Source organism: Streptomyces sp. NPDC044044, from assembly GCF_056434405.1.
This window is the reverse complement of the sequence record NZ_JBWKFG010000005.1, coordinates 624,424-649,479: the sequence shown is the minus strand read 5'-3', so window position 1 is coordinate 649,479 and position 25,056 is coordinate 624,424. Positions and strand designations below refer to the sequence as shown.

Sequence of the window (25,056 nt, the reverse complement as noted above, 5' to 3'; positions counted from 1 at the left end):
GTCGCTCACGCGGTGCCTTCCTCGCGCATCGGGATCCGTACGCCCTTCTCGTCCGCCACCGACTCCGCGATGTCGTAGCCCGCGTCCACGTGCCGGATGACGCCCATGCCGGGGTCGTTGGTCAGGACGCGGCGGATCTTCTCGCCCGCCAGCTTCGTGCCGTCGGCGACCGAGACCTGGCCCGCGTGGATGGAGCGGCCCATGCCGACGCCGCCGCCGTGGTGGATGGAGACCCAGGAGGCGCCGGACGCGACGTTCACCATGGCGTTCAGGAGCGGCCAGTCGGCGATCGCGTCGGAGCCGTCGAGCATGGCCTCGGTCTCGCGGTACGGGGATGCCACCGAACCGCAGTCGAGGTGGTCGCGGCCGATCGCGAGCGGGGCGGCGAGGGTGCCGTTGCCGACCATGTCGTTGAACATGTCGCCCGCCTTGTCGCGCTCGCCCTGGCCGAGCCAGCAGATGCGCGCCGGGAGGCCCTGGAAGTGGACCCGCTCGCCCGCCATCTTGATCCAGCGGTGCAGGGACTCGTTCTCCGGGAAGAGGTCGAGGAGCGCCTTGTCCGTCTTGTGGATGTCCGAGGCCTCGCCGGAGAGCGCCGCCCAGCGGAACGGGCCCTTGCCCTCGCAGAAGAGGGGGCGGATGTAGGCCGGGACGAAGCCGGGGAAGGCGAACGCGCGGTCGTAGCCCGCCAGTTGGGCCTCGCCGCGGATCGAGTTGCCGTAGTCGAAGACCTCGGCGCCCGCGTCCATGAAGCCGACCATCGCCTCGACGTGCTGGGCCATCGACTCGCGCGCGCGGGTGGTGAAGCCCGCCGGGTCCTTCGCCGCGGACGACGCCATGTCGTCGAAGTCGACGCCGACGGGGAGGTACGCGAGCGGGTCGTGGGCCGAGGTCTGGTCCGTGACGATGTCGATCGGGGCGCCCTCGGCCAGCATCCGCGGAAGCAGCTCCGCCGCGTTGCCGAGCAGGCCGATGGAGAGCGGACGGCGGGCGTCGCGCGCCTCGACGGCCAGCTGGAGCGCGTGCTCCAGGGAGTCGGCCTTCACGTCCAGGTACTTGTGCTCGATGCGGCGCTCGATGGCGCGCGGGTCGACGTCGATACAGATGGCGACGCCGTCGTTCATCGTGACGGCCAGCGGCTGGGCGCCGCCCATGCCGCCGAGCCCGGCGGTGAGGGTGATCGTGCCGGCGAGCGTTCCGTTGAACTTCTTCGCGGCGACGGCGGCGAACGTCTCGTACGTGCCCTGGAGGATGCCCTGTGTGCCGATGTAGATCCACGAACCGGCGGTCATCTGGCCGTACATGGTGAGGCCGAGCTGCTCCAGGCGCCGGAACTCCTCCCAGTTCGCCCAGTCGCCCACGAGGTTCGAGTTGGCGATCAGGACACGCGGGGCCCACTCGTGGGTCTGCATGACGCCGACGGGGCGTCCTGACTGGACGAGCATCGTCTCGTCCTGCTTGAGGGTCTTGAGCGTGCGCACCATCGCGTCGAAGGAGCGCCAGTCGCGGGCCGCCTTGCCGGTGCCGCCGTAGACGACGAGCTTGTCGGGGTGCTCGGCGACCTCGGGGTCGAGGTTGTTCTGGAGCATGCGCAGGGCGGCTTCCTGCTGCCATCCCAGGGCGCTCAGTTCCGTACCGCGCGGTGCCCGTACGGGGCGGGGTCCTGACATGGCGATGCCTCCTAGCGTGACGCTCTGCTGGTGAAGATCAGTTGCGCTGCTCTGCTGTGACCTTGTTATTCACATCCTGCGACGTTGAATAGAGCTAGTCAATACGTTGACAGGGCAGCGGGAGCGCGTCACGGATGATTGGCTGGAACGTATGAGCGATCAGGGCACGGAGACCGCACACGCATCCGAGGCGGCATCCCAGGCGGGCACGGACCCGGAAGCCGCCACGCGACGCCTTACGGCGGTGGCTCCACCGGAGGCTCCCCCGGCGGACGCGGACGCCGCTTCGATGGCGGATTCCGCGGCCCGGCGCGACCAGGCCGTCCGCGCCGCCGTCGAGCAGGGCATCCTCGACCCCGCGTCCCCCGTCGTCGGCCTCCTGGACGTCACCGGCATCCGCGCGTCCGCCACCGCCCTGCGCGCCGCCTTCGAGGCGGTCACACCGCCCGGCACGCCCGTCCTGCACGCCTTCGCGGTCAAGGCCTCACCCCTGGTGCCGGTCCTGCGGCTGCTGCGCGACGCGGGCATCGGCGCCGAGGTGGCGAGCCCCGGGGAGCTCGCCCTCGCGCGGGCCGCCGGCGTGCCGCCCACGCACACCGTCCTCGACTCGCCCGCGAAGACCCCGGCCGAGCTGCGCGAGGCCCTCGCGCTCGGCATCGCCGTGAACGCGGACAACCCGCAGGAGCTCGCCCGCATCGACGCGATGACCCGCTCCGCGCCCACCCGCTCCCCCATCGGCCTGCGCGTGAACCCGCAGATCGGCGGCGGCTCCATCGGCGCCCTGTCCACCGCGACGGCGACCTCCAAGTTCGGGGTCGCGCTGCGCGACGAGGGTGCCCGCGAGTGGATCGTCCAGGCGTATCTGGACCGCCCCTGGCTGACCCGGCTGCACGCCCACTCCGGGTCGCAGGGCATGCCGCTCGAGCTGATGGTGCGGGGCGTGTCGGCGACGTACGAACTGGCCGAGGAGATCAACGAACGGGCCGGCCGGCAGCAGATCGACACCATCGACATCGGCGGCGGCCTGCCCGTCAACTTCGGCTCGGACGAGGAGAGCCCGACGCACGCGCAGTACGCGCGCCGCCTGAAGTCCCGCGTCCCCGGCCTGCTCGACGGGCGGTACGGCCTGGTCACCGAGTTCGGCCGCTCCCTGCTCGCCAAGCACGGCACGATCCTGGCCCGCGTCGAGTACGCCAAGTCGGCGGGCACCCGGCCCATCGCGGTGACGCACGCGGGCGTCCAGGTGGCGGCGCGCACGGTGTACGCGCCCGCGTCCTGGCCGCTGCGGATCGCCGCGTTCGACGCGAAGGGCCGCCCCAAGAGCGGACCGCCCGTCGGCCAGGACATCGCGGGCCCGGCCTGCTTCGCGGGCGACCTGCTCGCCGAGAACCGTCCGCTGCCGCTGCTCGAACAGGGCGACTACGCGGCGGTCCTGGACACGGGCGCGTACTACTTCGCGCACCACTACTCGTACAACAGCCTTGCGCGGCCCGGGATCTACGGCTTCGCGGCGGGAGCGGCCGGGTCGGCGGAGCAGGTCACCTTCGCCACGGTGCGGGAGCCGCAGACCCTGGAGGAGATCGTCGCGGAGTCGGGGGGCGAGCGGCGGGACGCGCTGCGCGACCTCTGAGCCGCTCCGGTCCTCACCCTGAAGTTCCTCTGAGGTTCCTCAACTCCCGCATTGTCACTGCCCTCACGGGGCAGATGGTCCCTCCAGGCACACCCTCGGGGGAGATGATCCTGTGACGACGTCCGACACGCCCACCACCACTCCACCACCCGCCGAAGAACCCGCGCTGAAGCGCGCGATCGGCCCCAAGCTCCTGATCCTCTTCGTCATCGGCGACATCCTCGGCACCGGCATCTACGCCACCACAGGCAAGGTCGCGGGAAAGGTCGGCGGCGCGCTGTGGCTGCCGTTCGCGATCGGCTTCGTCGTGGCGATCCTGACGGCGGCGTCGTACGTCGAGCTGGTCGGGAAGTATCCGAAGGCGGCGGGCGCCGCCCTCTACACGCAGAAGGCCTTCAAGGTCCCGTTCCTCACCTTCATCATCGCCTTCATGGTGATGTGCTCGGGCCTGTCGTCGGCGAGCGCCGCGGCCCGCGCCTTCAGCGGCGACTACCTCGGGGAGCTGACGAGCAACGCGCTCCCGCCGACGCTCGTCGCGATCCTGTTCATCCTCGCGCTCGCGGCGCTGAACCTGCGGGGCGTGGCCGAGTCGGTGAAGACGAACGTGGTCCTCACGCTCGTCGAGCTGACGGGCCTGGCCATCATCCTCGCCATCGGCGCGTACGCGGTCCTGAGCGGGGACGGTGAACCGTCCCGCCTGACGGACTTCGAGGCCGGGGGCGACGGCACGGCCTACGCCCTGATGACGGGCGTGCTCGGGGCGACCGCGCTCGGCTTCTTCGCGTTCGTCGGCTTCGAGGACTCGGTGAACATGGCCGAGGAGACGAAGGATCCGACGCGTACGTTCCCGCGGGCGATCTTCATCGGGGTCGCGGTGACGGGCACGATCTACGTCCTGGTGGCGCTGGTGTCGTCCCTGCTCGTGGACTACAAGGTGCTTGAGGGATCGAGCGGCCCGCTCCTCGAAGTGGTGAAGGCGGGCGGCATCGACTTCCCGCACAAACTCTTCGCCCTGATCGCCCTGTTCGCGGTCACCAACTCCGCACTGATCAACATCATGATGGCCTCCCGGCTCTGCTACGGCATGGCCAACGAACGCATCCTGCCGCGCGCGATGGGCCGGGTGCTGCCCAGCCGCCGCACGCCGGTGGTGGGCATCGTCTTCGTCTCGGTCCTGGCCATCGGCCTGGTGTCGACGGGCGAGATCGAGGGCCTCGGCGACACGACGGCGTTCCTGCTCCTGTGCGTGTTCGCGGTGGTCAACATCGCGGTCCTGGTCCTGCGCAAGGACCGCGTGGACCACGAGCACTTCCGTACGCCGACGGTGCTGCCCGTGCTCGGTGCGATCACCGCCCTGATCCTGGCGAGTCCCCTGGCGGACCGGCCCGCGGAGGTCTACATCCGGGCAGGGGTGCTCGTGGCGATCGGCATCGTCCTGTGGGTGGTCAACAAGGTGGTGATGAAGACGCAGGGCGAGGCCTGATCAGGCGCTCACGCGCTGCGGGCGGCGCCGGGCGCCGCCCGGGGCGGCGTCTCCCGCGGACAGGCCGGTGGAGCGGTAGCCCTTCACGCCCTTGCCCGCGGGAGCTCCGGCGCGGCGGCCGAGCCAGTCGACGCGCACCCACAGGAGCGCGTCGAGCTCCCGCTCGCGCCGCCCGAGCCAGGCGGCCTTGCCCCAGAGCCCGGCTCCCGCTCCGGCCATGACCATGCCGCCGGCGGCGGGAATCACGGCGGAGCTCCCCAGAGCGGCGAGGAACCCGGCAGCGATCCACCACCGGTGGGCGCGGCGCCAGTTGCGTACGGTGACGGCGCGGTCCTGGAGGATGTCCTGCTTGGCGGCGCGGGTGGCCTCGCCGGTGAGGGCGGTGTACTTCTTCCGGCGGCCGTACGTGACGGTGGCCGCCGTGAGGATGAACAGGGCGGCCCCGGTCAGCACGCCGATACGCCGCCCGGTGACCCCGCCCGGCAACACCCCCACCCCCGCGGCGAGAACCCCGGCCCACCACAAGGGCAGGGCCCCCGCCCGCACCACCACGGAAACCCTGCCAAGCCCTTGCCCACCGCGCCCCACGTCACCCTCCCTGGCCGTCTGCCGCTGCTGTGGCGCAGGAGGTTAGCGGGGGAATCTGAGGGGACGGTGAGAGCCTGAGGGACGGACGCCTCAGGGCAGGATCGTGAAGCCCTGCACGTGCCGTGGCCGGACGGCGGAGAAGTGACGGCGGTCGAGCGTCGCCACTTCGGCGAGACGCAGGCGCTCGGCGACGGCGACGACGGAGGCGTCCACGGTGCCGAGGGGGAAGTCGGCGTACTTGCGGACCAGTTCGGCGATGCGCACATAGTCCTCGGCGGCAAGCTCGACCGCTTCCAGAGTCCCTGCCGCGAACAGGTCGAGGAAGACGGCTTCGTTGTCGGGGCCGAGCCTGCGCTCGATGAGCTGGGCGGTCTCGACGACCACGGGAGCGGGCGCCAGCAGACGCCCGCGCAGGGAACTGACGTGCGCCACGCACTGCGCGTGATCGTCGTCGTCCTCATCGGCGATCGCGTAGAGGACACCCGTGTCCAGAAGGTGGCACTTCACCGGGTCTCGTCGCTCCACTCCGCGATCAGCTCACGATGCCTGCGTGCCGTATCCGTGTGACCTGACCGCCCCATCCCGGCGAACGCGGCGAACCCCGGCCGCTCGATCGCCGGAGGCAGAGCGTCCGCGTCCTCCGCGAAAGGCGCGATCTCCGGGTCGGCGTCCACGACGACCCGGAGGTGCCGCAGTTTCTCCGGTGGCAGCCGGTCGATCAGGTGCTTGAGGTGCTCATAGTCCTCTGCAGCGGTCATTCTCCGAGCGTACGCCGAAGGGTCATCCCCCGGCCGCGGTCACCGGGCGTTCACCCTTGGGAGCCCCTCACTCCACGAACAACCCCCGAGCCGCCGCCCCCGCGTCGAACTCCTCCAGCCGCGCCTGCGCGTCCGGAAGTCCGTCGCACATGGCTTCCAGGAGCACCCGGCCGAGGAGCATCGGCGCGCACGCCGTGTCGAAGGCGAGGCCCGTGCCGACCGCTGCCGGGAGCAGGAGGTCGGAGTGGGCCGCCACGGGGGCGAACGCCGAGTCGGCCACCGTGACCACCGAGAGGCCCGCCCCCTGCGCGTAGGCCAGCGCGTCCACCACCTCCCGCGGGTGGCGGGGCAGCGCGAAGCACAGGAGCGCCGAGGCCCCGGCCCGTACCGCCGCGTCGATCCGGTCCGCCAGCATCGTGCCGCCCGCGTCGAGGAGGCGTACGTCGGGGTGGACCTTCGCCGCGAAGTACGAGAAGCCGTACGCCTGGGACGCGGCGGCCCGCAGCCCGAGGACGGGCAGGGGGCGGGACGAGGCGAGGATCCGCCCCGCGCGCTCCACCGGCGCCGGGTCCGCGAGGACCTCCGCCAGGTTCCGGAGGTTCGCGATCTCCGCCTCGACCGCCTGCTGGTACTCGTTGAGGGAGGCCTCGCCCGCCGCCTCCGCGGGCGCGAGCTCCCGCAGGTGCCGCCGCAGCGCCGGATAGCCGTCGAAGCCGAGCGCCACCGCGAAACGCGTCACCGAGGGCTGGCTCACCCCGGCGAGCTCCGCCAGTTCGACGCTGGACAGGAAGGGGACGTCCGCCGCCCGCCGCACCATGCAATGCGCGATGCGCCGCTGCGTGGGCGTGAGACGGTGCCCCTCGAAGAGCACTTGCAGCCGCGCCGCAGGACTGTCACTCATACCGTTCCCCTCACAACACCCTGACTCTCAAAGGCCGTTCCGCCCACGGACCCGAGGTCCAGCCACAGTTCGGTGAACCGGTCGAGCAGCCCGGCCGCCGCCGTCACATCATCCGTCAACGGCCGGTCGGCCAGCTCCGCGTCCAGGACCGCGTCCGCGAGCTCGAAGGCCCGGCCGACGGGCAGCTCCGGGTCGATCCGCATGTCCCGCTGCCTCAACGCCCTGATGGCCGCGACCAGTTCGCAGCCGACCACCAGGCGGTACGCCTCGCACGCCCGCAGCGTCTGCCGCGCCGCGAGCGAGGCGAAGCTGGCCTGTTCCTCCACGCCTCGGGAGAGCACCGCGTGGCCGAGCGAGGCCGGCGCGGAGAAGGCCCGCAGGTCGCCGAGGGCCGCGCCGGCCGCGTACTCCAGGATCATCACGCCGGACGACGCCGGTTCGCCGTCCGCAAGGAACGGGCGCAGGCGGGTGAAGCCCGGTTCGTTCAGGGTCGAGAGGCGTGAGGTCGACAGGCGCGCCGCCTGGGTCACCGCGAGCCTGAAGTGGTCGAGGGACAGGGCGAGTTGGGCCATGTAGAAGCCGCCGTGGTGGTACGCCGCCATGTCCTCCGCCGAGATCAGCGGGTTCTCGGCGGCCGCGTTGATCTCGACCGTCAGGACGTCTTCGAGCGCGTCCGCCGCGTCGTGCGCGGGGCCGTGGATCTGCGGCACGCAGCGCAGGCCGTACGGGTCCTGGATGCGGCCGAGCGGCGGCGTGGGGCGATCGGGGGCGCCCAGGATCTGCCGCATCCGTTCGGCGACCGCGTAAGAGCCCGCGTGGCGCCGCGCCTCGTGCACGGGCAGCGCGTACGCCTCGTAGGAACCGTCGACCGCCATCAAGGTCAGCGCCGCCACCACCTGCGTGGCCGCGACGAGCCCGCGCAGTTCGTGCAGGGCGAGCGCGGACTGGCCGAGGGTGAGGGCGTTGCTGCTGATCAGGGCGAGGGCGTCGTTGTTGTCGAGGGGCTGCGGGGCGGGGGCGGCGCCCGCACCCTGCCAGGGGTGTTCGCCCGCGAGGGCGAGGCCCATCTGCGCGAGCGCGGCGATGTCGCCGGTGCCGACCGAGCCGAATTCGTTGACCTTCGGGTACGCGCCCGTCTCCAGGGCCTCGCAGAGCGCCGTGACGACCGTCGGGCGCAGGCCCGCGCCGCCCGCGAGGAGCTGGTTGGCGCGGACCGCGAGCATCGCGCGCACCTGCCGCGCGGGCAGCTCGTCGCCGATCGCCCCGGCATGGCTGCGCAGCAGGCGCAGGCCGTGGTCGGAGGCCGCCTCGGTCGGCACGGACTCGTTCCGGTTGGCGCCCACGCCGGTGGAGCGGCCGTAGACGCGACCCCAGGACGCGATCTCCCGCGCCGCGTCCCAGGAAGCCTCCACGCGCTTCATGCCGTCCGTCCCAGGAACGGGCTTTGCGGTGGATTCGGCCATACGTACGACATCTGCGACCATCAGTCCGCGGCCGTCCAGGACGACGACCGAGCCGCTGTCGTCAGGTGCTCTGCCGGTCGCCCTGTCCGCGATACGAGACGACATCACTCGTAATTCCTCCTCAACCCGGACGCTCCGTCTTGCCCTGCGACCACTCGTAACCAGTGATTTACGCCGGGGCGTGGACAAGCTATTGACAATCTATTCAGTCAACGAGAACTCTGCATGACGATATACAGCCGGGCAAGGGACTCCTCATGATCCAATTCGACACGGTCCACAAGCGCTTCCCGAACGGCACAACCGCGGTCGACGACCTCACACTTGAGATGCCGGAAGGGGGCGTGACCGTCCTCGTCGGATCTTCCGGTTGCGGCAAGACGACGACGCTCCGCATGATCAACCGGATGGTCGATCCGACCTCCGGGACGATCAGGGTGGGCGGCAAGGACGTCCTGGAGCAGGACGCCGCCGAGCTGCGCCGCTCCATCGGGTACGTGATCCAGCAGTCCGGGCTCTTCCCGCACCGCACCGTCCTCGACAACATCGCCACCGTGCCGCTGCTGCTCGGCTGGGGCCGCAAGAAGGCGCGGGCGCGGGCAGCGGAGCTCCTGGACACGGTCGGCCTCGCCGCCGACGCCGGGAAGCGCTACCCGCACCAGCTCTCCGGCGGCCAGCAGCAGCGCGTGGGCGTGGCCCGCGCACTGGCCGCCGACCCGCCGGTACTCCTGATGGACGAGCCGTTCGGCGCGGTCGACCCCGTGGTCCGCACCCAGCTCCAGGACGAACTCCTGCGCCTGCAGCGGGAGTTGAACAAGACCATCGTCTTCGTCACGCACGACATCGACGAGGCGGTCAGGCTCGGCGACCGCATCGCCGTCTTCCGCACCGGCGGCCACCTCGTCCAGTGCGCGAGCCCCGCCGAGCTCCTGGCCCGCCCGGCGGACGACTTCGTCGCGGACTTCCTGGGCGCCGAGCGCGGCCTCAAGCTGCTCTCCCTGACCACGCTGGCCGACGTCCCCAAGGCCCCGGCCCCCGAGGGCGGCGCCTGGACGCTGCGCCTGGACGCGGCAGGGGCTCCGGTCTCGTGGCGGCACAAGGACGGCGACGCGGCGGACGTCCCCGTACGCCCCCTGCGGGACACGGACTCGCTCCTGTCGGCTTTGAACGAGTCGATAGCCGCCCCGAGCGGCCTGGTGGCCCGAGTCGACGCCGAGGGCATCCTGACCGGGGTGACGTCCCGCGACGACATCCACGACCACGCGGGGACAGCCCACGAGCAAGGCCGCGAGGGCGCCCCGTCAGGGGCGCGGGGCTCTGACATGTGCGGCTCCGCCGCGCGGGCGCGAGCAACCCAGGACGGCGGCCCCGAGGCAGAACCCACGGAAACCACCCCTGGCCCCGCTACTGCAAAGCGCACAGCGTGAGCGTCGACTGGTCGTGGATATCCGACCACACCGACGACCTCACCACCCTCACGCTCTCCCACCTGCAGGCCGCCCTCACCGCCGTACTCCTCGGCCTGCTCATCTCGCTCCCCCTGGCCGTCGTCGCACACCGCGTGCGCCCCCTGCGCGGACTGCTCCTCGGCCTGTCGAACATCCTCTTCACCATCCCGTCCATCGCCGTCTTCGTGCTGCTCCTGCCGGTCAGCGGGCTCACCCGCACCACCACCGTCATCGGCCTGACGATCTACACGCTCGTCGTGCTCCTGCGGAACACCGTCGAGGGCCTGGACTCCGTCCCCGCCAAGACGAAGGAAGCCGCGAAGGCCATGGGCACCCGGCCCCTGCGCACCCTCCTCACCGTCGAACTGCCCCTCGCACTGCCGGTGATCATGGCGGGCGTACGGATCGCGACGGTCATGGCGATCTCCCTCGTCTCCGTCGCGACCTACATCGGCGACGGCGGCCTCGGCCAGCTCTTCACGGACGGGTTCCAGCGCAACTTCCCCACCCCCGTCATCGTCGGCGTCGTCCTGACCCTGCTCCTCGCGCTCGTCGCGGACGCGCTGCTCGTCACCCTCCAGTACGTCCTGACGCCCTGGACCCGCCGCAAGAGGAGCGCGTGACATGTACGAACTCTTCAAGGACCTCGGCGCCTGGCTGGTCAGCGGCGAGCAGTGGGCCGGTTCCGACGGCATCGGGCACCGCCTCGCCGAGCACCTCCAGTACTCGCTGCTCGCGACCCTCATCGCCGCCGCCATCGCCCTTCCGGTCGGCCTGCTCATCGGGCACACCGGGCGCGGCGCGTTCCTCGCCATCAACCTCTCCAGCTTCGGGCGCGCGCTGCCCACGGTCGGCCTCGTCGTGCTGGTCTTCCTCGCGAGCGGGCTCTCGATGTGGCCCGTCTACATCGCGCTCGTCGCCCTCGCCGTGCCGTCCATCGTGACCAACACGTACGCCGGGATGACCGCCGTCGACCCGGAGGTGCGGGACGCCGCGCGCGGCCAGGGCATGCGCTGGCACCAGGTCCTCCTCCAGGTCGAACTGCCCCTCGCGCTCCCCCTGATCATGACCGGGCTCCGGCTCGCGCTCATCCAGGTCGTCGCGACCGCCACCATCGCCGCGTACGTCTCCTTCGGCGGGCTCGGCAGGTACGTCTTCGACGGGCTCGCCCAGCGCGACCTCGTGCAGGTGCTCGGCGGTGCCGTGCTCGTGGCGCTCGTCGCCGTCGTACTCGATCTCGCGCTCTCCGGACTGCAGCGCGCCCTCTTCCGCCACCGCCCCGCCAAGTCGGCCTAGGAGCACACCAGATGGCCCCCATGAACCGCAGGAATCTCCTCGGCGGACTCTTCGCCGCCGCGTCCGTCCCCGCGCTCGCCGCCTGCAGCGGCGGCATCACCTCCCTCGACGGGGGAGGATCCGGCGGTGGCGGCGGTGGCTCCAGCAAGAACGGCGTCACCATCGGCACCGCCAACTTCACCGAGAACCAGGTGCTCGGATACCTCTACGCCGCCGCGCTCGAAGCGGAGGGCGTGAAGACCACGGTCCGCCCCAACCTCGGCACCCGCGAGATCCTCATCCCCGCCCTCAAGGGCGGCGACATCGACCTCCTGCCCGAGTACCAGGGCGCCCTCCTGCACTACCTCGACACCAAGGCGAAGGCCACGGAGGAGGGCGAGATGCAGAACGCACTCGCCATGGCCCTGCCGCGCGGCCTGCAGATCCTCCCCTACGGCAAGGCCGAGGACTCCGACGCCTTCGTCGTCACCCGCGAGACCGCCGAGAAGTACCGCCTCAAGTCCCTCGCGGACCTGGCCGAGCACAACGGCAAGCTCGTCATCGGCGCCGCGCCCGAGGTCAAGAAGCGCACGGTCGGCTCCGTGGGCCTCAAGGACGTCTACGGGGTCGAGTTCAAGGAGTTCAAGTCACTCGACTCCTCGGGCCCGCTGGTGAAGGGCGCCCTGAAGAAGGGCGACGTCGACGTCGCGAACCTCTTCACCACCGACACCGACATCATCGCCGAGAAGTGGGTCGTGCTCACCGACCCCAAGAACCTGATCCCCGGCCAGCACGTCGTCCCGCTCATCGCCGACCGCAAGGCCGACTCGACGGTCCGGGCAGCGCTCGGCCGCCTCGGCAACGCGCTGACCACCAAGGACCTCACCGAGCTCAACCGCCTGGTGGACAAGGACAAGAAGGACCCGGAGGACGTCGCGAACGACTGGGCGGCGCGACACGGGATCGCCAAGAAGTAGCGGGATCACCCAGAAGCAGCCGACCGCAACAAGTAACCGACACAAGGCAGTTCGTACAGCAGCAGGGAGTTCACCGGATCATGGCAGACACTCTCGTGGAGCGGCGCTCCATCGACGTCGTCCCCGACGACGAACGGCACGGCACGGCGTTCAGCCAGTTCACCCTCTGGCTCGGCGCCAACCTGCAGATCACCGCGGTCGTCACGGGCGCGCTCGCCGTCGTCTTCGGCGGCGACGTGGTGTGGTCGGTGATCGGCCTGCTGCTCGGCAACCTGCTCGGCGGCGCGGTCATGGCCCTGCACTCGGCGCAGGGCCCGAAGCTGGGCCTGCCCCAGATGATCCAGTCCCGCGCCCAGTTCGGGGTGCGCGGCGCGGTCGTGCCGCTCCTGCTCGTCATCCTCATGTACGTCGGCTTCTTCGCCAGCGGCAGCGTGCTCGCCGGACAGGCCACGGCCCAGCTCACGCACACGAACGACACCACCGGCATCATCATCTTCGCGGTGATCACCGCGGTGGTGGCGGCGGTCGGCTACCGCGTGATCCACGTCCTGGGCCGGGTGGCGAGCGTGATCTGCGCGCTCGCCTTCATCTACCTGGGCATCCGGCTCCTGGACCGCGTGGACATATCGGCGCTGCTCGGCGACGCGCACTTCGACCTGCCGATGTTCCTGCTCGCGGTCTCCCTCTCGGCGTCCTGGCAGCTCGCCTTCGGCCCGTACGTCGCGGACTACTCGCGCTATCTGCCGCGTACGACATCGGGGCGGGCCACGTTCTGGTGGACCCTGTCCGGCTCCGCGCTCGGCTCGCAGTGGTCGATGACGTTCGGCGTGCTCGTGGCGGCGAGCGCGGGCGACGCGTTCCTCACCAACCAGGTCGGATACGTGGTCGGCCTGGGCGGCGCGGGCCTGATCGCGTCGTTCCTCTACTTCGTGATCGCGCTGGGCAAGCTGACGATCAACGTGCTCAACACCTACGGCGGCTTCATGTCGATGGTGACCAGCATCAGCGGATTCCGCGGCCAGAAGACGCTCTCGCCGCGCGGCAGGGCGGCGTACATCGCACTGATCATGGTGGCGGGCACGGTGGTGGCGCTGCTCGGCAAGGACAGCTTCCTGACGTCCTTCAAGGACTTCCTGCTGTTCCTGCTGACGTTCTTCACGCCGTGGTCGGCGATCAACCTGGTCGACTACTACCTGATCTCCAAGGAGCGCTACGACATCCCGGCGCTCTCCGACCCCCACGGCCGCTACGGAGCCTGGCGCTGGGACGCGCTGACGGTCTACGGAGTGGGACTCCTCGCCCAGCTCCCCTTCCTGGTGACGCACTTCTACACCGGCCCGCTGGTGGATCCGCTGGGCGGCGCCGACATCTCGTGGATCGTGGGTCTGGTGGTCCCCGCGGCCCTGTACTGGCTCCTCGCCCGCCGCGACACGTCGCACATCCCGACGGACCGAGAAAGGGGGGATAGCCCCACTGTCACGCCCGCGTCGGCTGCGTAACGTAAAAGACTATGGAAGCCCGTGACGCCGAACTCAAAAAAGAACTCGACGCCACTCTGCACGCCCGCAGAGAGCTAGGCGAAGAGTATGAGTCCGCGCTGGTCGACTCTTTCCTCGGGAAGGTCGAGCAGCGCCTGGACGGCACCATCGACCGGCGGATGCGCCGGCACATGGCCGAGCAGCAGATGGTCGTCGCCCGCGGCTCCCGCGCACCGAACGGCGCCGTGGACTCCTGGGGCGAGCGCTTCGGCTTCGGCATCGTCTCGCTGATCCTCGCGATCCCGCTCTCGGCGATCGGCGTGGTCAACGCCGACCTGCCCGGCCTCTTCGTCACCTGGGGCGGCATCGTCGGCGTGAACGCGGTGCATTCGATGCGGGGCATGAACTTCGGGCGCGGCCGCAGGGACCGCGAGCGGAAGTCGGAGTGGGACGACTGAGGTTGCGCCCCCCGGGTTCCTGACGGCCGGGGTTCTGCTGTGAGCAGGACCGGTGGCGCGGCCCCCGCCCGCGGCGGACCGTGCCTTCATGACCACCTCCGTCGCACACCTCAGTGACCTGCACCTCACCACCGGCCCGCCGGCCGCCGAACCGGCGGCCGGACTGCGCCGCGCGCTCGCCCGTGTCCTCGCCCTGGAACCCCGGCCCACCTGCGTGGTGCTCACCGGCGACCTGACGGAGCACGGCCACCCCGACGAGTACGCGCAGCTGCGCGAACTCATCGCGGGCTTCCCGCTGCCCCTGCACTTGAACGTCCCCGGCGCCGGACACGGCCACCTGGGCGAGGCTCAACTCACGTGGCTGGACGAACAGTTGACGGCCCGCCCCGAGATCCCCGCCCTGGTCTGCGTGCATCACCCGCCGACGGCCGTCGGCATCCCGTTCCTGGACGGCATGCGCCTGACGGACGGCGAGGCCCTGGCGGAGGTGGTGGCCCGCCACCCCCACGTGGTCCGGGTCCTCGCGGGCCACGTCCACCGTCCGATCACCGGCGGCTACGCGTCCACGACCCTGTCGACCGCCCCGTCGACGTACCTCCAGAGCGCCCTCGCGCTGAGCACGGACGACGCCATGGGCTACGCACCCGAGCCGACGGCCTTCCAGCTCCACCTGCGGACGACCACGGGCGGCTGGGTCACGCACACGGTGGCGGTGAGCCATGCGGCGGCGAAGATCCAGGGGTACTGAAGCCCGCACCGAGCCCACACCGGAGCCCGCGCCGACGGTCATCCCCCGTGGTTATGGCGACAGGTATTGGACGCCGGTGGCGCGCTCCCCGGAACCTGAACGAAGGCCAGTCCAATACCGCTCAGAAGACGGGACCCCATGAAGATCGTCGTCATCGGTGCAAGCGGCACCATCGGATCCGCGCTCGCCGACACCCTTGAGGCAGGCGGCAGCCACGAAGTCGTCCGGGCCTCGCGGAGCGGTCCGGTCATGGTGGATCTGGCGCGGCCGGAGTCGATCGACGGGATGTTCGACGCGGTCGGAGCCGTCGACGCGGTGGTCGCGGTCGCCGGGAGCGGGCGGATCGCGCGGATCGACGCCTCGTCCGACGACGACTACTTCCGGGGCCTCGAAGGCAAGATGCTGGGCCAGATCCACCTCACCCGCCGCGCGGCGCACCGCATCGCCGACGGCGGCTCGCTCACCCTCACCAACGGCATCTCGACGTTCTCCGAGCCCGGCCTCTCGTTCGCCGCCCTGGTCAACGGAGGCCTCGGCCACTTCGTGCCGACCGCGGCGGCCGAGATGCCACGCGGGATCCGGCTGAACTCCGTCAGCCCGGGATGGGTCGCGGAGACCCTGGAGAAGATGGGGCGCGACGGGGCGCAGGGGACGCCGGTGGCCGAGGTGGTCCGCGCGTACGTCGAGCTGATCGAGGGGACGGGGCAGGGCCTGGTGGTGGAACCCGCGGTGGCCGCGCTGAATTGACGGGGCTGACGGGAGCTGACGGGGGCTGACGGGGCATCACGCCGCCGGACGTACGCGGATGCCCGGATGCCCGGCCCAAGTACCGGCGTACGTATACGAATTTCGTGCGCGGGGACCGCCGCACCCCCGGTTTCCCAGGGGGCGGGACGACGGCGGTCCCCGCGCGGGACGCGTGCCGGGTCAGGACCGGGCCTCACGTCCAGGCGTTCAGAGGTCCGGGAGCCGCTCCGGAGTTCCTGTACGCCGACAACAACCAATGTGCCGGAGCCATGTTAAGCGGGTGCTGCGCGGACGTGACGCGCTCGTACCACTTCCGCGAAGTTCGCCCCACGGCTCACGACACACGGCACCGGACACGGCACCGGCGACCCGGCGGCTACTGCCCCTGCTGCTCCGCGAGGAAGGCCAGCAGGTCCTGACGGCTCACCACACCGGTCGGCTTGCCCTCGACCAGGACGATCGCCGCGTCGGCCCCGCCGAGCACCGACATCAGGTCGGCGACCGGCTCACCGGAGCCGACCTGCGGCAGCGGGTCCGACATGTGCTTCTCCAGCGGGTCGGAGAGCGAGGCGCGCTGCGTGAACAGGGCGTCCAGGAGCTCGCGTTCGACGACGGAGCCGATGACCTCGGCCGCCATCACGTCCGGGTGGCCCGCGCCCGGCTTCACGATGGGCATCTGCGAGACGCCGTACTCACGCAGTACGTCGATGGCCTCGCCGACCGTCTCCTCCGGGTGCATGTGGACGAGTGAGGGCAGCTCGCCACCCTCCTTGCGGCGCAGTACGTCGCCGACGCGAGGCGCGTCGCCGGCCTGCTCGAGGAACCCGTAGTCGTTCATCCATTCATCGCTGAAGATCTTGCTCATGTAGCCGCGGCCGGAGTCGGGCAGGAGCACGACCACGACGTCGTCGGGACCGAGCCGCTCGGCGACCCGCAGCGCGGCGACGACGGCCATCCCGCAGGAGCCGCCGACGAGCAGCCCCTCCTCCTTGGCCAGGCGCCGCGTCATCTGGAAGGAGTCCTTGTCGGACACCGCGATGATCTCGTCGGTCACGTTCCTGTCGTACGCCGTCGGCCAGAAGTCCTCACCGACGCCCTCGACGAGGTAGGGCCGCCCGGAGCCGCCGGAGTACACGGACCCCTCGGGGTCGGCGCCGACCACGGTGACCGCGCCCTTCGAGATCTCCTTGAGGTACCCACCGGTCCCGGAGATGGTGCCGCCGGTCCCGATGCCGGTCACAAAGTGGGTGATCTTCCCCTCCGTCTGCTCCCACAGCTCAGGGCCGGTGGAGTGGTAGTGGGAGAGGGGGTTGTTCGGGTTGCTGTACTGGTCGGGCTTCCAGGCACCGGGGGTCTCGCGCACGAGGCGGTCGGAGACGTTGTAGTACGAGTCCGGGTGCTCGGGATCGACGGCGGTGGGGCAGACGACGACGTCGGCGCCGTAGGCCCGCAGCACGTTGATCTTGTCCAGGGAAACCTTGTCCGGGCAGACAAAAATGCACTTGTAGCCCTTCTGCTGGGCCACGATGGCGAGCCCGACCCCGGTGTTTCCGGACGTCGGCTCGACAATCGTGCCGCCGGGCTTGAGCTCCCCGCTCTGCTCGGCCGCCTCGATCATGCGCAGCGCGATGCGGTCCTTCACGGAACCACCGGGGTTGAAGTACTCGACCTTGGCCAGGACGGTTGCCTGAATGCCCGTGGTCACGTTGTTGAGCCTCACCAGCGGGGTGTTGCCGACGAGACTGATCATCGAGTCGTGGAATTGCACCGTTGTCTCCGGGCTGCGATGTAGTGCGACGAATGGGTGCCGTCAGCGTCTCAGATGAGCCGAGGTTTTCCCCGGTGAGGCCGGTTTTCGTCCCCGTCCCGGAAGAAATAGGAGGAAAAAAGATCTCGGTCCCGCCCCACCGGGCCGTGCGGCCGCCCCGGCGATCCCGGCGGTCCCGGCGCGCCCCGGCGGCCTCACGTCCGAATATCGGACGTATGTACCCAGTGGGCACGCACCCGGAAAAGTCACTCCCAGTCAGCCGTTCACCTCCACCCGCGATTGGCCGACCGTCCTTACGGGGCAATGAGTTGATGTAGGGCGGTATGGCTACGAGGAGGTGGCTGCAGGGCATGTCGAGGGCGAGGGTGGCGCGGCGGATTGCCGCGGGCGCGGCTTACGGCGGCGGAGGTATCGGGCTGGTCGGGGCGGCGACCGTGGGAGTGGTCCTCGCCGAGGTGCAGCTGGCGAAGCGGTCCGTCGGGAACAGCGGGGAGCATCCGGCTCCGCCGCGGGCGGACGGACGCTACGGCTGGGGGTTCGCGGACGGGCCGGAGGGCGCGGAGCCCTTGCGGTTCGCGATGCTCGGCGATTCGACCGCCGCGGGTCAGGGGGTGCACCGGGCCCGGCAGACTCCCGCCGCGCTGCTCGCGGCGGGGCTCGCCGCGGTGGCCGAGCGGCCGGTGGAGCTGCGGAACGTGGCGCTTCCCGGCGCCCAGTCGGACGACCTGGACCGCCAGGTCACGCTGATCCTCTCCGATCCCTCGTCCTGGGTTCCTGACGTCTGCGTCGTGATGATCGGCGCGAACGACGTGACGCACCGGATGCCCGCGACGCGCTCCGTGCGCCATCTGTCGGCGGCGGTACGCAGGCTGCGTACGGCCGGGGCCGAGGTGGTGGTCGGGACCTGTCCCGACCTGGGGACGGTCGAGAACGTCTATCAGCCGTTGCGGTGGATGGCGCGGCGGGTGTCGCGGCAGCTGGCCGCCGCGCAGACGATCGGCGTGGTCGAGCAGGGCGGGCGGACGGTGTCGCTCGGGGACCTGCTGGGCCCCGAGTTCCTGGCGAACCCGCGGGAGCTGTTCGGTCCCGACAACTACCACCCCTCCGCGGAGGGGTACGCGACCGCGGCGATGGCGGTGCTGCCGACGCTGTGCGCCGCGCTGGGGCTGTGGCCGGAGGAGGAGCGCCCCGATGTGTCGCGGCGCGAAGGATTCCTGCCGGTGGCCCGTGCGGCCGCGCAGGCCGCGTCGGAGGGCGGCACGGAGGTGGCCGCGGCCATGCCCACCGGGCCCCGCGGCCCCTGGGCCCTCCTCAAGCGCCGCCGCCGCCGACGCATCCACCACGCTCCGGACCCTTCACCTCTGCCGCAGTAGCCCTGCGGGGGGGGGCGGCGATGGTCCGGCGATGCTGCCGGGGCGGGCCTGCGGGGCGCGGCGATGCTGCCGGGGCGGCGGGCGTGCAGGGCGCGGCAGTGCTGCCGGGGCGGGCCTGCCGGGGCGGCGGGCGTGCGGGGCGCTCGCCGTGCCAGTGGGTGTCTGCGGGTCGCCACACACTGGCCCGCCGCTGGCGCGGCGGATGTCTCCCTCCCACCCACCCGATTGCCCCGGAGCGGGATCGTGAGCGCGTTCGCCCAGGGGGCGTGCGGGGCGCTCGGTCGGATGGGAAAGCCGCCGGGCAAACGGGTGGGTGGGTGGGGAGGATCCGCCGCGAAGCGGCGGGCTAGGAGCCCCCCCCCAGCGGACAGGGCAAAACCGTGGAAGCCACCGGGCGAACGGGTGGGTGGGTGGGGAAGATCCGCCGCGAAGCGGCGGGCTCGGAGCCCCCCCCCAGCCAGCGGACAGGGAAAAACCGTGGAAGCCGCCGGGCGAACGGGTGGGCGGGTGGGCGAGATCCGCCGCGCAGCGGCGGGACAGGAGCCCCAGCGCCGGGTGAACGGGTGGGTGGGAGGGGAGCGCAGCGGCGGGACAGGAGCCCCCGGGGCAGAAGCCCGGGGCCCACACACCTCACCCCGCGGCGCGAACCGCCCCCCCCAAGGCGCCCACGCCAGAACTGAGCAAGCGCTTAGAAAAATGCGTCCCGCATCACAGTCCCCGCCCGATGACTGATCGCGATACGTGCAGGTAACTTCCCAAGGAGTCCTGCCCCCTCGTCACAGGAGCCCGTGATGCCCGAAGCCGTGATCGTCTCCGCCGCCCGCACCCCGATCGGCCGCGCCTTCAAGGGCTCCCTGAAGGATCTGCGCCCCGACGACCTGACCGCCACGATCATCGAGGCCGCCCTCGCCAAGGTCCCGGAGCTCGACCCGAAGCTCATCGACGACCTGATGCTCGGCTGTGGTCTGCCGGGCGGCGAGCAGGGGCACAACCTCGGCCGCATCGTCGCCGTACAGATGGGCATGGACCACCTGCCGGGCTGCACCATCACCCGGTACTGCTCCTCCTCCCTGCAGACCTCCCGCATGGCCCTGCACGCCATCAAGGCCGGTGAGGGCGACGTCTTCATCTCCGCCGGTGTGGAGATGGTGTCCCGCAGCGTGAAGGGGTCCAGCGACGGGCTTCCCGACACCCACAACCCCCTCTTCGCCGACGCCGAGGCCCGCACCGAGGCCGTATCCAAGAGCGAGGGCTCGAACTGGCACGACCCGCGTGAGGACGGCCTGATCCCGGACGCGTACATCGCGATGGGGCAGACCGCCGAGAACCTGGCCCGCGCCAAGGGCGTCACCCGTCAGGACATGGACGAGTTCGGCGTCCGGTCGCAGAACCTCGCCGAGGAAGCCCTCAAGAACGGCTTCTGGGAGCGCGAGATCACCCCCGTCACCACCCCCGACGGCACGGTCGTCAGCAAGGACGACGGCCCCCGCGCCGGCGTCACCCTCGAAGGCGTCCAGGGCCTCAAGCCCGTCTTCCGCCCCGACGGCCTCGTCACGGCGGGCAACTGCTGCCCGCTCAACGACGGCGCCGCCGCCCTCGTGATCATGAGTGACACCAAGGCCCGCGAGCTCGGCCTGACCCCGCTGGCCCGCATCGTCTCCACCGGCGTCACCGGCCTCTCCCCCGAGATCATGGGCCTTGGCCCGGTCGAGGCGTCGAAGCAGGCCCTCTCCCGCGCCGGTCTCACCGTCGACGACATCGACCTGTTCGAGATCAACGAGGCCTTCGCCGCCCAGGTGATCCCCTCCTACCGCGACCTGAACATCCCGATCGACAAGCTGAACGTCAACGGCGGCGCCATCGCCGTCGGCCACCCCTTCGGCATGACGGGCGCCCGCATCACCGGCACGCTCATCAACTCCCTCCAGTTCCACGACAAGCAGTTCGGTCTGGAGACCATGTGCGTCGGCGGCGGACAGGGCATGGCGATGGTCATCGAGCGCCTCAGCTGACCCCCCGGCCCCCTGCGGAACCCCCGCCTCTCCATTGATTCGTGACTCAATCTCCCCCAGGATGTGACCTATCTCCTGGGGGAGATGCATATGCCCAGGTCAGAGCACATCTGTGGATAAACACCGGGCCGAAAGACCTGTCCAATTCGTGACGTAATGCACTGACAGGTGGATCGTGCAGGCTTCAAGCTGATGTAGGAAGTCGGGGGTCGACTTGAAACCGGGAGTACGTCAGTGAGCGCTTTGCCTCTTGCCTTGCTGCTCTCCACGGCCGCTGCCACGGCCGTGAGTGCCGCCGCCCTGCACGCCGTGCACGGGCTTCGGAAGCAGCTCGCAGAAATTACCGCCCTGCGGACCGAGCTGGCCCAGAGCCAGTCGGCGACCGCCCACGCCGCGGTGCCCGCCGCCCGCACCACTCCGGACACCGACGAGATACGCACGGCCGTCGCCGAGGCACTCGCCGAGGAACGGGAGCGCGAGCTGGCCGAGGCGCGGGCCTTCTGGGCCGCCCAGGAAGCCCGTGACGCCTCGGACGCGCCCTCGCTCCTGAGCGGCCTGCCGGGCCTCTCCGACATGGCCGACGAGCTGTTCCTGCCCCGCCAGGCGGACTTCTCGGGCCTGGAGCAGGACAGCCTGGAGCCGGTCATCGAGCCGTACGGCGATCCGTCCGACGAGTTCGCCGGCGACTCCCCGGAGCTGGCCGCGGCCCGCCGCCGCCACCCCTCGCACCCGGATTTCGTCCCGGTGCAGTCTCCCGTCAACGGCGACCACGAGCGCACTGTCGCCTGTCTTGAGGAACTGGCCGACGCCCGCACGGCGCTCGCCGACGTCCGCCCCGGCCCGCTGGGCACGCTGGACGTCTACGTCTTCGCCGACGGCACGACGCTCTGCATGACCCCGGGCCACCGCGAGACCGCGGAGCTCCTGTCCGACGCCCTGCGCGACGGCCGCACCCCGGTCCTGCTCGGCGGCTCCGGAGTCTCCGGCGCCTACGCCCTGACCTTCGAGTGCGGCACCGAGAACGTCTACATCCTGGCGGACCGCGTCATCGCCTCCGTCTGACCGAAGCGGCCCCGGCGCACGCCGGGGTCACACGTCACACCCCGGCGCGCTTCTGCGCCTTCTCCACGAGTGTCAGCGCCTCGGCCAACTGGCCGGAATCCTCGAGCACAAGGGCCAAATCCCGCCCCGCGACCGTGATTTGGTCGGCCGCCGCGAACATACCGGCGTCCGGCATCTCCCGCGGCTCCGCGTCAGGTACCTCTATCCGCTGCGTCCACGCCGCCAGTTCCCTGGCCAGAGCGAGCGCCTCGGTCGCCGCCCCCCGCTGCAGGCGGCTCTGCGGGGCGGCCCGCAATCGGTCGGCGAATTGGTCCACTGCGGCCGTCAAAGGCGTCGTATCAAGCACCCGGCGACCTTATGCGCCTGGGCGGGACTGTTGCCAACGTCCCAACGCTCAGGCACGGTGGCGTGAAGGACGGAACACATCGCGACGCGTCCGGAGGCGCCGATGTCCCAAGTCTTCTCCGAGGAGACCCACCGCAATCTGATCGCCCGCATCCCCCACTGCACCGGTCGTGAGATCTCCGACTGGCTTCGCGCCGTAGACGAAGGCCCTTCGCTCTTCCGCTTCGAAGAGAAGGTCAGCTGGCTCCGCGCGGAACACAATCTGGCGTACGGGCACGCCAAGGCAATCATTCACGAGTACGACTTGCGGCGGGCCGCGCGCAAGCTGCTCTGACTCCCCTGTCCCCCTCGTCCCTCACCCTCATCCCTCACTCACACCTACACACGGCGAAGGGCCCCGCGGAACGCATGTTCCGCGGGGCCCTCCGGTGCGTCAGGCGCGTCAGTCGTTGCCCTGCAGGATGGCGATCAGGCGCAGGAACTCGAGGTAGATCCAGACGAGCGTCATCGTCAGACCGAACGCCGCGAGCCAGGCCTCTTCCTTCGGCGCTCCGTACGCGATGCCGTCCTCGACCTGCTTGAAGTCAAGGGCCAGGAAGCACGCACCGAGCAGGATGCCGACGATGCCGAACACGATGCCGAGGCCACCGCTGCGGAAGCCGAGGCCGTCACCGCCGCCGAAGACCGCGAACAGCAGGTTCACGGCGGTCAGCAGCAGGAAGCCCATCGCCGCGGCCATCACGAAGCCGTAGAAGCGACGGTTGACGCGGATCCAGCCCGCCTTGTAGGCGACGAGGACACCGACGAAGACCGCCATCGTGCCGATCACCGCCTGCATGGCCGCGCCGTCCGCGATGCGGTTGTCGACGACGCTGGAGACGACGCCGAGGAAGACACCTTCCAGGGCGGCGTACGTCAGGATCAGCGCGGGCGATGCCTTGCGCTTGAACGCCTGCACCAGGCCGAGCACCATCGCGATGAGGCCTGCGCCGATCGCGATGCCGTACGACTTGCTGATGTTGGCGTCGTCCACCGGCAGCAGCGCCCAGGCGAGCGCGGCCGTGACCAGGAGCGTGCCGAGTGTGGTGGCCGTGCGCATGACGACGTCGTCCATCGTCATGCGGCCTGCGGTGGTTACGGGCGCCTGGGGGGCGCCGTGCTGCAGGTCCTGCTGGGCGTACGGGTTCGTCGCGTACGGATTGGCCGGGGCCTGCTGGCCCGCGGTCGCGTACGGGTTGCCCTGCTGGGTCTGTGTCCCGCCCGCGGGTCCCCCGGCCTGCGGCTGCGTGCCGAAGCCCGCGTAGCCGTTGTCGCGGCTGAACCCCCGTCGCGAGAAGACCGGGTTACTGCTCCTCATTTCACTCCTCCATGGCCACCGGGCGTGGCTTTGGCTCAAGAGTAATGCGTAGGCAAAAGGAAGACCCTAGTGCTTGGGGAGGATCTTTCCCTCCTTGTGACCAAGAACGACGGGCCCGGTGCTCTCTGTTCCCGGTGAGACGGTGGATACACCCTCGTCGGCCGGGGTTCGGCGGCTGCGCCGGACGAGTGGCACCAGCGAGATCGCGACGGCTCCGAGCACGGCGGCCACGGCGAACGTGGTGAATCCGAGTGACGCGTTTCCGCCGGAGACGACGGCGCCTCCCAGCCACGGCCCGACGACCGCGCCGGTGCGCCCGACGCCGGTGATCCAGCCGAGGCCCGTGGCACGTTGGGCCGGGGTGTAGACGGAAGGGGCGGAGGCGTAGACCATCACCTGCGCCGAGAAGAGCCAGATGCCGGTGACGAAGACGATCACGTACGCGACAGCGAGCGGCAGCTCGGCCTTGAGCAGGAAGGCGCCGCAGGCGGTGAGCAGGAACCAGATCGCGGAGATCCGCACGGCGCCGAACTTGTCGGCGGCCCGCCCGGCGACCAGCATGCCGACGATGCCGCCCGCGTTGATCACCATGAGGAAGGTGACGGAGGAGGAGAGCGAGTAGCCGGAGGCGCGCATCAGCTCGGGGAGCCAGGTGGAGACCCCGTAGACGAGCAGAAGACCGGCGAAGGACGCGAGCCACAGGAGCGGGGTCGCCAGGCGTTGGCCCGGCGTGAAGAGCGAGGCGACGGCGGCGAAGCGGCCCTTGGCGCCCGCCTCGGGGGCTTCGGCGAGCGTCGGGGACGGCAGCGCGAACCGGGCGGCGACGGCCTCGGCCTCGCTCGCGCGGCCCTTGGCGAGGAGCACGCCGGGCGATTCGGGCAGCCACTTCAGTACGAGGGGGATGGCGACGACGGCGGGGATCACGCCGGCCCAGAAGACGACACGCCAGCCGTGGTCGGGCCCGAGCCAGAGTCCCAGGCCCGTGGCCGCCATGCCGCCCGCGTGGTACGAGGTCATCATCAGGCCGGTGGCGAGCGCGGCCCTGCGGGGCGGCGCGAACTCGGCGACGATCGCGAGGCTGATCGGCATCAGGCCGCCGAGCCCGAGCCCGGCGATGAACCGTCCGCCGCCGAAGACGGCGGCGCTGGGCGCGAGCGCGCAGACCGCGGAGCCGAGGGAGAAGAGCGCGACGCTCCCCGTCACCATCGGTTTGCGGCCGACCCAGTCGGTGAGCGTGCCGCAGCCGAGGGCGCCGATGAGCATGCCGAAGGTGGTCCAGGAGCCGATGGTGCCCGCGGTCGACGCGGTGAAGCCGAAGCCCTTGTCGTCGATGAGGTGCGGCATCACGGCGCCGTAGATGTTGACGTCCATGCCGTCGAAGAAGACGACGAGCCAGCACAGGGCTATGACGGGGGCGACGGATCTGAAGGTCCGCTGGGGCGCGGCGCCTTGGGGAGCGGTCACGGAGCTCTCACTTCTTTGTGGAGTGGGGACTTTCCGGGGGACGGGGACGGG

At 70.8% G+C, this 25,056-nt stretch carries 24 protein-coding genes; 14 read left to right on the top strand and 10 right to left on the bottom strand.

Translation table 11 applies throughout. The features are described from left to right. Positions 1-5: 5 nt before the first annotated feature. The gene (hutU, locus tag AC07AG_RS22200; protein ID WP_478756937.1) at positions 6-1,670 is read right to left on the bottom strand and encodes a urocanate hydratase; all 1,665 of its coding nucleotides are present in this window, start codon (positions 1,668-1,670) and stop codon (positions 6-8) included. A 289-nt stretch (positions 1,671-1,959) separates the two neighbouring features. Here hutU and AC07AG_RS22195 point away from each other — a divergent pair, with 289 nt between their 5' ends. Then, positions 1,960-3,300, top strand: a complete 1,341-nt coding sequence (locus AC07AG_RS22195; protein WP_478757078.1) for a type III PLP-dependent enzyme domain-containing protein — start codon at positions 1,960-1,962, stop codon at positions 3,298-3,300. A gap of 112 nt (positions 3,301-3,412) precedes the next feature. Then, entirely contained in the window at positions 3,413-4,783 is a 1,371-nt protein-coding gene (locus tag AC07AG_RS22190; protein WP_478756936.1) for an APC family permease, read from the top strand. Here the strand turns inward: AC07AG_RS22190 and AC07AG_RS22185 are convergent, their stop codons facing one another. The 5 genes from AC07AG_RS22185 to AC07AG_RS22165 form a co-directional block, all read right to left on the bottom strand. Next, positions 4,784-5,371 carry a hypothetical protein gene (locus AC07AG_RS22185; RefSeq protein ID WP_478756934.1) on the bottom strand — a complete coding sequence of 196 codons (588 nt, stop codon included), beginning with the start codon at positions 5,369-5,371 and terminating at the stop codon, positions 4,784-4,786. A 90-nt stretch (positions 5,372-5,461) separates the two neighbouring features. After that, complete coding sequence (locus AC07AG_RS22180; protein WP_478756932.1) at positions 5,462-5,878, bottom strand: type II toxin-antitoxin system VapC family toxin; 417 nt, start codon at positions 5,876-5,878, stop codon at positions 5,462-5,464. Then, complete coding sequence (locus AC07AG_RS22175; RefSeq protein ID WP_478756931.1) at positions 5,875-6,129, bottom strand: hypothetical protein; 255 nt, start codon at positions 6,127-6,129, stop codon at positions 5,875-5,877. The genes AC07AG_RS22180 and AC07AG_RS22175 overlap by 4 nt, the downstream gene beginning before the upstream one ends. A 67-nt stretch (positions 6,130-6,196) precedes the next feature. Continuing rightward, a complete protein-coding gene (locus AC07AG_RS22170; RefSeq protein ID WP_249589500.1) occupies positions 6,197-7,030 on the bottom strand; it encodes a MurR/RpiR family transcriptional regulator in 834 nt (277 codons plus the stop codon). Beyond that, positions 7,027-8,598, bottom strand: a complete 1,572-nt coding sequence (locus AC07AG_RS22165; RefSeq protein ID WP_478756929.1) for an aromatic amino acid ammonia-lyase — start codon at positions 8,596-8,598, stop codon at positions 7,027-7,029. Before AC07AG_RS22165 ends, AC07AG_RS22170 begins: the two co-directional genes overlap by 4 nt. 152 nt (positions 8,599-8,750) lie before the next feature. Between AC07AG_RS22165 and AC07AG_RS22160 the strand changes: the two genes are divergently transcribed. From AC07AG_RS22160 to AC07AG_RS22125, 8 genes are all read left to right on the top strand, one after another. Then, positions 8,751-9,920: an ABC transporter ATP-binding protein gene (locus tag AC07AG_RS22160; protein WP_478756927.1), complete on the top strand. Its 1,170-nt coding sequence runs from the start codon at positions 8,751-8,753 to the stop codon at positions 9,918-9,920. Further along, positions 9,917-10,564, top strand: a complete 648-nt coding sequence (locus AC07AG_RS22155) for an ABC transporter permease (protein ID WP_249589497.1) — start codon at positions 9,917-9,919, stop codon at positions 10,562-10,564. Before AC07AG_RS22160 ends, AC07AG_RS22155 begins: the two co-directional genes overlap by 4 nt. Before the next feature lies 1 nt (position 10,565). Next, positions 10,566-11,237: an ABC transporter permease gene (locus AC07AG_RS22150; RefSeq protein WP_478756925.1), complete on the top strand. Its 672-nt coding sequence runs from the start codon at positions 10,566-10,568 to the stop codon at positions 11,235-11,237. A gap of 20 nt (positions 11,238-11,257) precedes the next feature. Next, a complete protein-coding gene (locus AC07AG_RS22145; RefSeq protein ID WP_478757076.1) occupies positions 11,258-12,193 on the top strand; it encodes an ABC transporter substrate-binding protein in 936 nt (311 codons plus the stop codon). Positions 12,194-12,273: 80 nt separating this feature from the next. Beyond that, entirely contained in the window at positions 12,274-13,692 is a 1,419-nt protein-coding gene (locus tag AC07AG_RS22140; protein ID WP_478756923.1) for a purine-cytosine permease family protein, read from the top strand. 11 nt (positions 13,693-13,703) lie between these two features. After that, positions 13,704-14,129 (top strand): hypothetical protein, encoded by a 426-nt coding sequence (locus tag AC07AG_RS22135; protein ID WP_478756921.1) that lies wholly within the window; start codon positions 13,704-13,706, stop codon positions 14,127-14,129. 88 nt (positions 14,130-14,217) lie between these two features. Next, entirely contained in the window at positions 14,218-14,877 is a 660-nt protein-coding gene (locus AC07AG_RS22130; RefSeq protein ID WP_478756919.1) for a metallophosphoesterase family protein, read from the top strand. A 138-nt stretch (positions 14,878-15,015) separates the two neighbouring features. Beyond that, a complete protein-coding gene (locus AC07AG_RS22125) occupies positions 15,016-15,624 on the top strand; it encodes a short chain dehydrogenase (RefSeq protein WP_478756918.1) in 609 nt (202 codons plus the stop codon). 376 nt (positions 15,625-16,000) lie between these two features. On the opposite strand, the gene AC07AG_RS22120 is transcribed toward AC07AG_RS22125, so the two are convergent. Then, on the bottom strand, positions 16,001-17,392 hold the full coding sequence (locus tag AC07AG_RS22120; protein WP_249589491.1) for a cystathionine beta-synthase: 1,392 nt from the start codon (positions 17,390-17,392) through the stop codon (positions 16,001-16,003). A 350-nt stretch (positions 17,393-17,742) separates the two neighbouring features. Between AC07AG_RS22120 and AC07AG_RS22115 the strand changes: the two genes are divergently transcribed. The 3 genes from AC07AG_RS22115 (at position 17,743) to AC07AG_RS22105 (ending at position 21,839) form a co-directional block, all read left to right on the top strand. Further along, positions 17,743-18,765, top strand: coding sequence for an SGNH/GDSL hydrolase family protein (locus AC07AG_RS22115; RefSeq protein ID WP_478756917.1), 1,023 nt, complete (start codon positions 17,743-17,745; stop codon positions 18,763-18,765). 791 nt (positions 18,766-19,556) lie between these two features. Further along, the gene (locus tag AC07AG_RS22110; RefSeq protein WP_478756916.1) at positions 19,557-20,777 is read left to right on the top strand and encodes an acetyl-CoA C-acetyltransferase; all 1,221 of its coding nucleotides are present in this window, start codon (positions 19,557-19,559) and stop codon (positions 20,775-20,777) included. 234 nt (positions 20,778-21,011) lie between these two features. Next, on the top strand, positions 21,012-21,839 hold the full coding sequence (locus AC07AG_RS22105) for a hypothetical protein (RefSeq protein WP_478756914.1): 828 nt from the start codon (positions 21,012-21,014) through the stop codon (positions 21,837-21,839). Positions 21,840-21,873: 34 nt separating this feature from the next. On the opposite strand, the gene AC07AG_RS22100 is transcribed toward AC07AG_RS22105, so the two are convergent. Further along, on the bottom strand, positions 21,874-22,185 hold the full coding sequence (locus tag AC07AG_RS22100) for a hypothetical protein (RefSeq protein ID WP_478756913.1): 312 nt from the start codon (positions 22,183-22,185) through the stop codon (positions 21,874-21,876). Positions 22,186-22,287: 102 nt separating this feature from the next. On the opposite strand from AC07AG_RS22100, the gene AC07AG_RS22095 reads away from it, so the two are divergent. Then, positions 22,288-22,518: a DUF4287 domain-containing protein gene (locus AC07AG_RS22095; RefSeq protein ID WP_160505450.1), complete on the top strand. Its 231-nt coding sequence runs from the start codon at positions 22,288-22,290 to the stop codon at positions 22,516-22,518. A gap of 108 nt (positions 22,519-22,626) precedes the next feature. Here the strand turns inward: AC07AG_RS22095 and AC07AG_RS22090 are convergent, their stop codons facing one another. Both AC07AG_RS22090 and AC07AG_RS22085 read right to left on the bottom strand, forming a co-directional pair. After that, a complete protein-coding gene (locus tag AC07AG_RS22090) occupies positions 22,627-23,541 on the bottom strand; it encodes a Bax inhibitor-1/YccA family protein (protein WP_478756911.1) in 915 nt (304 codons plus the stop codon). Between the two features lie 66 nt (positions 23,542-23,607). After that, entirely contained in the window at positions 23,608-25,005 is a 1,398-nt protein-coding gene (locus tag AC07AG_RS22085; protein WP_478756909.1) for an MFS transporter, read from the bottom strand. Between the last annotated feature and the right edge of the window lie 51 nt (positions 25,006-25,056).